General features: G+C 72.8%; 8 protein-coding genes. All 8 read right to left on the bottom strand.

The genetic code is table 11. From position 1 onward, the window contains the following. Position 1: 1 nt before the first annotated feature. Entirely contained in the window at positions 2 to 376 is a 375-nt protein-coding gene (locus ACIPSE_RS13565; protein WP_401661649.1) for a hypothetical protein, read from the bottom strand. Continuing rightward, entirely contained in the window at positions 369 to 809 is a 441-nt protein-coding gene (locus ACIPSE_RS13560; RefSeq protein ID WP_401661749.1) for a YbaB/EbfC family nucleoid-associated protein, read from the bottom strand. The genes ACIPSE_RS13565 and ACIPSE_RS13560 overlap by 8 nt, the downstream gene beginning before the upstream one ends. Before the next feature lie 101 nt (positions 810 to 910). Next, on the bottom strand, positions 911 to 4,012 hold the full coding sequence (locus ACIPSE_RS13555; protein WP_401661646.1) for an AAWKG family protein: 3,102 nt from the start codon (positions 4,010 to 4,012) through the stop codon (positions 911 to 913). 99 nt (positions 4,013 to 4,111) lie between these two features. After that, positions 4,112 to 4,558 carry a type VII secretion system-associated protein gene (locus tag ACIPSE_RS13550; protein WP_401661643.1) on the bottom strand — a complete coding sequence of 149 codons (447 nt, stop codon included), beginning with the start codon at positions 4,556 to 4,558 and terminating at the stop codon, positions 4,112 to 4,114. A gap of 92 nt (positions 4,559 to 4,650) precedes the next feature. Then, positions 4,651 to 4,974, bottom strand: coding sequence for a WXG100 family type VII secretion target (locus ACIPSE_RS13545; protein WP_401661640.1), 324 nt, complete (start codon positions 4,972 to 4,974; stop codon positions 4,651 to 4,653). A gap of 111 nt (positions 4,975 to 5,085) precedes the next feature. After that, complete coding sequence (locus ACIPSE_RS13540) at positions 5,086 to 5,427, bottom strand: hypothetical protein (protein WP_401661638.1); 342 nt, start codon at positions 5,425 to 5,427, stop codon at positions 5,086 to 5,088. A 380-nt stretch (positions 5,428 to 5,807) separates the two neighbouring features. Further along, positions 5,808 to 7,361 (bottom strand): type VII secretion protein EccB, encoded by a 1,554-nt coding sequence (eccB, locus tag ACIPSE_RS13535; protein ID WP_401661635.1) that lies wholly within the window; start codon positions 7,359 to 7,361, stop codon positions 5,808 to 5,810. 226 nt (positions 7,362 to 7,587) lie between these two features. Further along, positions 7,588 to 8,988, bottom strand: a complete 1,401-nt coding sequence (gene eccD / locus ACIPSE_RS13530; RefSeq protein ID WP_401661632.1) for a type VII secretion integral membrane protein EccD — start codon at positions 8,986 to 8,988, stop codon at positions 7,588 to 7,590. Between the last annotated feature and the right edge of the window lie 178 nt (positions 8,989 to 9,166).

Below are 9,166 nucleotides of genomic sequence, written 5' to 3'. Positions count from 1 at the left end.
GTCAGTGCCTGCCGCTCGTGGCGTCGGAGTCGCCGGTGCCGGTCGTGCCGCCGGTGTAGACGTCGGAGGCGTTGATGGCTTCCGTGTTGAGGGCCTGGGTGTCGGTGATGCTGGTGGCGTTGGCGTGGGTGCCGTCGGCGATCCTGACCACCGCGGTCATCAGGGTCAGCACGGTCGACGCGGTCGTCCCCGTCTCCTCCGTGGTCCGGGGGCCCACCGATCTCGCGAAGCTGTCGCTCGTGCCCCACCAGCCGTCCGACCCCCGGACGCCGTCGTCGAACACGCCCTGGATCGAGTAGGCGGCCTTGCCCACCTCGTGGATGTTCTCGGCGCTCGTCTTCACCTGGTTGGTGTCGGTCGTGTAGCTGTCAACCACGGTGGTCCTCCTCAAGGTCGCCGTCGGGGTCGTCGTCGTTGATCTCGTCGTGCAGCCCGCCCCGCCCGCCGCGGGCCGGGCCGGCGGACCGTTCCTCCGTCACGGCGGGCCCGAAGATGTCCGCCCAGTCCACGTCCACCCCGGTCAGCTCGGACACACCCGTGCTGGGCCGGGTGAAGGGCTCGAACGTCTCCATCACCTGCCGTGACATCCGGGTGCGGGCCAGCTCCGCCGCCTCCAGCACGCTCGCCGCCAGGTCACCGGCGGTCATGCCCAGGTACTTGCCCTCGAGGAAGCGCAGCGCGGTCAGCTCGCCCTGGTGGCCGACGGTCACCTCGACGGCCCGGTCCCGGGAGCGCACGGTCTCGGAGGCCTGGCGCAGCTCCGCCTCCGCCCGTGCCACCGCCGCCTGCACCCGCTCCAGTTCGGCCATGGCGTCGGCGAGGCGTCGCTCCACGGACGCCTGCGCGGTCGTCGCGTCCTCCGGGACCGCGCCGCCCTGCCCCGCCCCGCCGGTCGCCCGGTCACCGCCGTTCATCCGATCACCGCCGGTGCTCCGCCCTCGTCCGTGCCCCACACGTCCTCGTCCTCCGTCAGCCAGCTGTTCCGGGCCCGGTCCCCGGACTCCGTCGCGACGCCGCCCCGCCCGCCCTGGGTGGTGGCCGGCGCGAACGGCGAGGTGCCGCTCGTCGGTACACCGGCCCGGGTGATGACCACGTCCCGCTCCTCCTCGTCCCGGTTCTCCTCACGGGACCTGGTCCGGGACCGGCGGCGCACGGACGCTCCGTCGCTCTCGCTGAGCACCGTGCGCACCCGCTCGGAACCGGATCCCCCCTGCCCGCTCTGGCCGCCCGCGCCGCCCATGCCCCCCATCCCGCCCATGGGCATCATCGGGGTCCCGGACGCGGACCCGGCGGCCAGCGCGGTGGCGTCATTGAGGGGTACGGAGCCGTCGGTCGCCCCCGTACCGGCCCCGTCGGTGGCGGTGTCGGTGGGTCCGCCCAGGCTGCCGGGCTGGTACGGCGTGCTGTCGTAGTCCTCGTACGAGGTGCCGTCGACGCCGCTCTCCCCGCCCCCGGTCCCGCCCGCACCGGACGTGTCCCCCGCGCCGGTCGTACCGTCGGCTGTCGTGCCGCCGCCGGAGTCCAGCAGCCCGGCGAGGTCGTTGAGTGCGGACGTGTCGGTCGTGCCTCCCGCGGCGGATGTCCCGCCGGACGAGTCGTCGGCCGCCCCGCCCGCGCTCCCGCCGGTACCGCCGGTACCGCCGGTACCGCCGTCCGTCGTACCTCCGGTCCCGCCCGTGTCCCCCGTCCCTGTCGGGTCCGTCGTCGTCGGGTCCGTTCCCGTCGAGGTGTCGGGGTTGAGGGTGGTGACGGTGACGGTGCCGTCGGGCTCGGTGACGGTGACCGTGCCGTCCGGGTCGCTCTCGCGGACGGTGCCGTCGGGCTGGGTGGTGGTGACCGTACCGTCCGGGTGGAACGTCTGTGTGGTGCCGTCCGGGTACGTCGTCGTCAGGGAGCCGTCGGGATCGAAGGTGGTGACGCCGCCGTCGTCGTCGGTGTACGACGGCGGATCGGTGGACGAGTCGTCGTCGTCCGTCGCGCCGTCCGCCGGAGAGTAGTCGGCCGGGGTGGTCGTCACCTCGCCGGTGCCCGGGTCGGTCACCGTGGTGGAACCGTCGGTGTGGGTGGTGGTGAGGGTGCCGTCCGGGTTGAGGACGGTCACATCGCCGTCGTCGTCGGTCACGGCGGTCTCCGGGTCCAGCTTCCGGGTGGTCGTCCTGCCGTCGGCGGTGGTCGTGGTCAACATGCCGGTCGCCGGGTTGTAGACGCTGACCGTCCCGTCCGGGTCGGTGGTGGTCACCGTCCCGTCGGGGTTCAGCGCGGCGGTGGCGGTCCCCGAACCGGTGTCGGTGTCCGTGGCGCCGGTGTCGCCGCCGAGCAGGTCGTTCAACGCCGAGGAGTCCGTGCCGGTGTCCGTGGTGTCGGTGCCGGTGTCCGTGCCGTCGAGGAGGCCGTCCAACGCGGAGGTGTCGGGCGTCGACCCGACAGTGTCGGTGGTGTTCGTGCTCGTGCCGGTGTCCGTGCCGTGGAGGAGTTCGTTCAGCGCGGAGGTGTCCGTCGTCGTACCGCCGTCGCCCAGCAGGCTGTTGAGCCCCTCGCCCACGTCGTCGCCGAAGTCACCCATGGCGTCGTTGAGGTCGCCGCCCATGCCGTCGATGCTCTCGCCGACGTTGTTCAACGCCTCCGTGAGACCGTCGTTGGCCTTCTGGGCGGCCTCCTCCGCGGCCTTCTGCGCCTCCTCGGCCTCCTGTTCGGCCTTCTCCTGGGCCGCGGCGGCCTCCTCCTCCGCGCGCTCGGCCTCCTCCTCGGCGAGTTCGTTCTTCTCCGCCTGCCACTTCTCGGCCAGCGTGGTGGTGTGCCGGGTCGTCATCGGGCTGCCGAAGTCCTTGACGGCGTCGGCCCATTCGTTGTTGAGGGTGGACAGGACGGTACGGGCGGCGGGCCCGAGGATCCGCTCGGCGTCCTCCTGCCACTTCTTCACCGCCGTCTCGCCGAGCCTCTTCCACGCCTCGTCCGTACCGAGGTCCCCGTACACCGGGTGCACCTGCCGGAAGGAGACGGAGGTCGAGTAGAAGATGGTCTTGACGGGGTACTCATCCATGTCGACGACGTCATTGCGCTGCTGCGTGGTCACGGCGACCTGGCTGATGTTGTGGGTGAGCAGCCACTGCCACAACTCGTCCTTCAGCCGGACGAGTTGCCGGCGGGGGTCGTGCAGTCCGCTCGCCTCCCAGAACCGCCACACGTACCGGAGGTTCTCGGCGTTGCGCACGAGGTCGAGCTGGGCTCCGGCGAGCGCGTCGGCGAGGGTGCTGCGGGGGGTGTAGGAGTCGATCGTGGTGTTCTTGGCGGCGTACTCCGCCCCGCCCAACTGGTCGGCGTAGTCGTCGTAGTTGGCGCGCAGGACCTTGACCAGCTGGTAGAAGACGCCGGCGGCCTGGCCTCGCCAGGCCGCCTGTTCCTCGCCGAAGAACGCCTCCCACAGGGACAGGACCGCCGCCTTGTCGACGAAGAACTTCCAGGTCCGGTCGATCGACTGCGCGGTGCGGGTGAAGGTGTCCAGGCTGACCGCGTCGGTGTTGGCGACGTACTTGCCCGCGAAGGACAGGCCCCGGGTGGTGTGGCCGTCGAGCAGGGCGTCGAGGCCCGCCTTGGCCCCGAAGACGTACTGGATCGCGCTCGCCCCGTTCTCGGCCGCGCCGACGTTGGGCTGGTGGTCCGGGCTCCACAGGCCGGGCGGGCCGTCGCCGCCGGGGGTCGAGCCGACCAGGGTCATCGACAGGCGCCTCTTCTGGACCTTGTCGTGCGCGCCGTCGCCGTCGGGCGTGGTGTAGAAGACCAGCTCGTAGTGGGCGCCGTCGTCCGTGCCGTAGCCCTTGACGGCGTCCAGCTCCGGCACGTCCACGGCATCCATGTCGATCCTGTCGAGCACCGGCTCGTACAGCGGGACGCCGCTCTCGCCCTTCAGCGCGTCGAGGGCGGTGCCGCGCTCGGGCAGGGGGTAGCCGGTGAGCAGCCGTACGGCCCGGCGCCAGTCGTCGGGGGATTCTTCCTGGGCGGCGGTGTCGGCCACTGGGGTGCGCTCCGCGGGGGACGGAAGGGAGACGGGAGGAGGGAGGGAGGAGGAGGGAAGAAGGGCAGGGTGCCGGGGGCGGTCGTGGGCCCCGGCGGGCTACGCGTCCGAGGAGCCCGTGTCTGAGGCGAGGTCCTCGTCGACGTCGCCGAAGATGTCCAGCAGCTTCTCCCCGTCGATGGCGGCGAGGCTGTCGCCCTGCTTGGCGAGGAGGGTGTCGATGGTGGTGCCGAGGTCGCCCTCGATGTCCTTGAAGAGGACCTGCTGCGCGGCGAGGATGTCGTCGATGGCCTGCACCGACTCGATCACCGCCTCCACCAGGCTCTGCCCGTGGGTGGTGTTGTCGGCGGCCATGGTCCCGATGGCGAGGACCTGGTTCTGGTCCAGCGTGTCGGGGGTGGTGTAGCCCTCCAGCAGGGTCCGCAGGGCCCGCGCGCCGTCGCTGTCGTCCTCGCGGACGTCCTTGAGCTCCTTGACGAACTCGGCGACCTCGTGGTCGAGGAGGTACTGGAGCTCGGTGGCGTTGAGATGGGTGAGGTCGGCCATCGGGGCGGTCTCCTGAGGAGAGTCCGCCGCCCGCCCGGGGGGAGGGCGGACGACGGACGGTTTAGGGGGAGGGGGAGTTTGCGGGCGTCGGCTCAGTGGCCGGCGGACACCTGGGACCACAGCTCGGACAGGCTCTGCTCGCTGTAGCGGTAGCTGCCGTGGATCTCGTTGAGCAGCTTGGCGTGCGAGGTGAGCAGGTTCTCCATGGCGCCGACCGCGCCGTCCCACTCGTTCTGCTTCTGCAGGTACGCGTCCGAGTCGTCGCCGTACCAGGTCTGCTTGAGCTCGGCCAGCTCCTCCTCCATCGAACCCAGGGTGTTGGCGATGGCCCTGGTCTGCTCGACCATGTCGTCGGCGGCGTTCTCGACGTGGGAGTAGTCGACGTGGATGAAACCGTCGCTGAGGTTCTCGGACATCGGGGCTCTCTCGTCTCGTCGTCGGGGCCTGAACGGGAATGGCCGCAGGGCCGGAAGGAGGGGGCGCGGGACGCGGGACCCGGCCTCTGAGCGGGGTGCGGCGGAGCCGGATCAGGCGGGCATGAGCTGGGCGAAGGCCGCCTCGGCCCTCGCCTTCGCCTGGGCCACTGCCTCCACGGCCGCCTCCTGGGTGACGCCGTGCGCCTCCAGGCTGTCGTAGAGCCGGTCGATCATCTCCTGGAGGCTCCGGAGGATGATCGCGCACTGGGCGTCCCACTTGTCGAGCAGGTTCCCGAACTCCCTTCCGTCGGAGCCCTGGTACGACGCGGAGAGCTTGCCCCGGGTGTCCTGGACGTCCTGACGGCAGCGCCTGACCCCGTCCCGGGCCATCTCCAGGGCCAGGATGCCCTTGGCCATGGCCGATTCGCTCGACTGCTGCACACCTGACGCCATCTGTCTGCCACCTCAAGTCGGTCGGTCGCTGCGGGAACGCCGGGAACACGGAGAACGGGACGGGAAGAAGAACGGGAAACGGGAAACGGGACGAGGGGAACGACATCGCGGTGTTCCCGCGGTGTCCGGGTTGGAGCCTAGGATCACTCGGCATGCCGACTCAGCGCTTCTGAGCAGAACTTGAGACTTCTTTCTCTCAAGTCCCTTACGCCGCAGGGCTATTGATCCGCGATTGAGTTTGACCCCGACGAACACCCTGGTCAAGTGGCCATCTGCCTATGTCCGGTAATGGGCGGGTGATTTACTTTCGCCGCACATCGGAATTCCTGAACATGCGTCAATCGAGGATTCATGGCGGCCTGATCGGCTACTCACAGGTTCTACCTGCCGGTAATTCCGCCGGGCCGTTCGGCCGTCATTCCGAGCCCTCCGTCCCGGTCCGGGTCCGCCGGCGCGCAGACCGGACGGGTGGTGCGGACCGGCCGCTCCCCGGTGGCGGACGCGGTCAGCAGGTCGGGGCCGCTGGCCAGCATCGCCAGCAGCGTCGAGGGCAGGGTGACCGCGTCGTCCTCGCCGTAGCCGAGAGCGGTCAGCGCGTCGGAGTCCGGCACCCGGTACTTCACCCCGTCGTCGGCGACCAGGTAGGTGGTGTCGGCCAGCTGGGTGCCGCCGGCGTCCAGCGCGCGCACCAGCACCCCGCTCCCGGGGCCGACCACCACCCTGTCGACCGCCAGGCAGGGTGCCGCCGACACCTCGGTGGCACCCTGCGCGACCGGTGCCAGCGCGTCCTCGGGCACCAGCACGGAGGTGACCCGCACCCCGCCCGACGTGCCCCTGCCGGTCGCGCCGGTCGCCCCGTCCCGGCCCGGCTCCACCTGCGCGCACACGGCCGTACCGGGTTCGGTGGCGGCCAGGCGGGGCGGGCTCGCGGGGAGTCCGGCGGCCAGCCCGGAGGCGGTGCCCGCGGGCGCCAGTCGGGCCGCCAGCAGATCGGCGCCCAGGGTCAGCGCGGCGGGCTGGGCACCGCCGTAGGCCTCGGCACGGGTGGCGGGATCGCCGAGGACCAGGGCGGCACCTGTCTCGGTGAGTTCGACGAACCCCTCCTCACGGAGCAGGTAGTACTGCGCCCCCGAACCCGGCACCCGCACCCTGAACACCTGTCCCACCCGGGTGGCCGTGCCCGACAGCACAGGCCCGGCGCTCCCCCGGCCCGGCACGTCCGGGGCGGCGAGCCCGGGGCCGGCCACCAGGGCGTCGAGGAAGGCGGCGGAGACCGGGCGCGGCGTCGCGGAGCCGTACCCGAGGGAGGCGGCGGTCCCGGCGTCGGCGCCGAGGCGGAGCCGTGACCCCTGCCAGACCAGGTACCGCGCCCTGTCCGGTCCGCTGACCAGCAGCGCCCGCCCCGCGGCCACCGGGGTCACGGCGGCGGGCGCCCCGGCGACCAGGGTGGTGGCGGACCCCCCGGTGTCCGTGACGCCGGAACAGACCTGCCAGGCACCGCTGTTGAGCGCCGAGGCGGCGGGCACCGAGTCCGGGGCGCCCGCGATGCCCACCGGCGCGCCGACCGGGGTGCCGCGCAGCGCGCTGGTGCGCACGTCCTGGACGGTGAGCTCGCCGCCGCCGACGAGCAGCGCCGAGGCGTAGTTGCGCACCGGCCGCAGCCGCCCGTCGAGGTAGAGGTAGCGGGCCCCGGTCTCCCGGTTCACGACGAGGGTGCCCTGGGTCTTCCAGGAGGTGTCGCCGCCCGGGGAGACCAGTCCGTAGACGAACGCCCCGGCACCGACGAGCACGGTGACCAGGCAGCCCATCAGCACGCCCCGGGTGGTGCGGGCGAGCGGGCTTTCGGGGGCGTCCGGATCGGCGAGCAGCATGCCGGAGGTGAGCCGGCCCATGACGAAGGAATGGGCCTGGACCTGGTCGCGCTTGGACTGCATGGGGTGGGGACCTTCCCGTTCTTCCGTACTGTGGCCGCCGGTTGTGTGCGACGGCCGTCGCCTCCGCGCGGCGACCGCATCACGCTCGTGGGTGCCGTGGGCGCCGTGGACCCGTCGGCGGTGGGGCGGTGCCGCAACCGGGGTGCTGACGGCGGTGGCGCGGGGCGCTGCCTGGGGTGCCGGGGTCAGCCGGCGAGGACGCGGGGCACTGTCAGGGGTGCCGGGCTCATCCGGCGAGGGCGCGCAGAGCTCCGAACACCCCGAACACCCATAGCGTCAGCGGCAGCAGGGCGACGGCGAGCAGCGAGTGGAGGAGTTCGGCGGCCCGCCCCCAGTAGGGCAGCATCCGGCGTCCCGGGACCGTCCAGGAGGCGACGGCCAGCGCTGCGGTGACGGCGAGGACGCCGACGACGGCCGCCGGGCGGTCGCCGGGCGGCAGCGCGGCGGCGCGGGTGACCGTCAGCAGCACGGCCCCGAACGCCCCCGGGATCACCAGGGCGAGCCGCTGCCAGACGTTGACCATGCTGCGGCCGTGCAGGAGCAGCAGCAGGACCAGGGTCGCGGCGGTGAGCAGTTCGGGCAGGCCGGGCCCGCGCAGCAGGGCGAACAGGGCGCCCGCGCAGACCACGCCGGTCGCCCCGTACAGGGCGGTCATCCAGCCGCTGGCCAGTTCGGTCCGGGTGGTGACGTCAGGGCCCCGGTAGGGGTCGATGCCCTCCTGGAGCTGCTGCGGAGTGGTGGGCAGGGCGGGCATGCGCATCCCGGAGAGCCGGAAGGCGAGGGCGGGGACGAACGCGCCGAGCGCGACGGCCGCACCGGCCACCGCGGCACCGGCACCGGCCGCGGACACGTCGGACAGGGCGATCAGGGCTCCGGCGGCCACCGCGGCGACCGCGACGACCGCGACGGCGGTGAACAGGGGGGCGCAGACCGCGGCGACGGCGAGTCCGAGCACGGCCGCGCCCGCGCCCGCGGCACCCGCGGCGAGGAGCCGGGCGCCGAAGACGTGGTGGCCCTGGGGTCCGAAGAGGTCACCGCCGGGCAGCAGCCACCCGGCGAGGGCCAGGCCGGGGGCGGCCAGCACGCCGAGGGTGGCACCGGCCGCGGCGTCGCCCACGGCCCGGCTCGCGGAGGCGGACCCGGCGAGCAGCAGCAGCCCGGTGACTCCGGCCAGGGCGGCGCGTGTGGTGACCGGGCCGCCGGGCCAGGCGAGGACGCCGAGGGCGGTGAGGACCCCGGCGACCACCAGGCCGCGCAGCAGGACCCGGCCCGCACCCGGGGTCCAGGTGTGCAGGCGTTCCCGGGTGGCCCCGGCGATCCCGTCGACCAGGTCGTCGAGACGTATCTCGGGCAGGGCGTCGTCGTGCGGGCGCAGGTAGAGGACCTCACCGTCGCGCAGGCCGAGGTCGGCGAGGGTGTGCTCGTCGTCCAGCGCCGTGCCGCCGAGCCGTTGCAGGGCCCAGCCGCCGTGGTCGAGCCCACTGTCGCCGAGTTCCTCGCCCGCGTACCGCAGGACGGCGGGCAGCAGGTCTGCGACCGGTACGTCGGCGGGCAGCGCCAGGTCGACGGTACGGGAGGGGGCACGGACGGTCAGATGGCACAGGGCGGCCACCGAGGATTCACTCATGGGGGTGGGACCACACTTCCAGGGAGGGTCAACTACGTTCATTGCTCCGCGTGTTGATCGCGTGCAGACTACTGATGACCATGGCCGCCGTCGACGGCCGGGTCTCTTCCCCCGGCCCCGGACCGGCCCTGTGCGTGCCCTGTGCGCCCTCGGTCCGGCGGACCGTCGCCCCTGTGAA

Source organism: Streptomyces sp. NPDC090106 (assembly GCF_044747265.1).
Lineage (GTDB): Bacteria > Actinomycetota > Actinomycetes > Streptomycetales > Streptomycetaceae > Streptomyces.
This window is presented reverse-complemented; position numbering and strand designations above follow the sequence as displayed.

Excerpts from the sequence above, each read along its gene's own strand:
- ACIPSE_RS13560 (WP_401661749.1), bottom strand. The coding sequence starts at position 809 with ATGGCCGAACTGGAGCGGGTGCAGGCGGCGGTGGCACGGGCGGAGGCG.
- eccD (WP_401661632.1), bottom strand. The coding sequence starts at position 8,988 with ATGAGTGAATCCTCGGTGGCCGCCCTGTGCCATCTGACCGTCCGTGCC.
- ACIPSE_RS13540 (WP_401661638.1), bottom strand. The coding sequence starts at position 5,427 with ATGGCGTCAGGTGTGCAGCAGTCGAGCGAATCGGCCATGGCCAAGGGC.
- ACIPSE_RS13550 (WP_401661643.1), bottom strand. The coding sequence starts at position 4,558 with ATGGCCGACCTCACCCATCTCAACGCCACCGAGCTCCAGTACCTCCTC.
- eccB (WP_401661635.1), bottom strand. The coding sequence starts at position 7,361 with ATGCAGTCCAAGCGCGACCAGGTCCAGGCCCATTCCTTCGTCATGGGC.
- ACIPSE_RS13545 (WP_401661640.1), bottom strand. The coding sequence starts at position 4,974 with ATGTCCGAGAACCTCAGCGACGGTTTCATCCACGTCGACTACTCCCAC.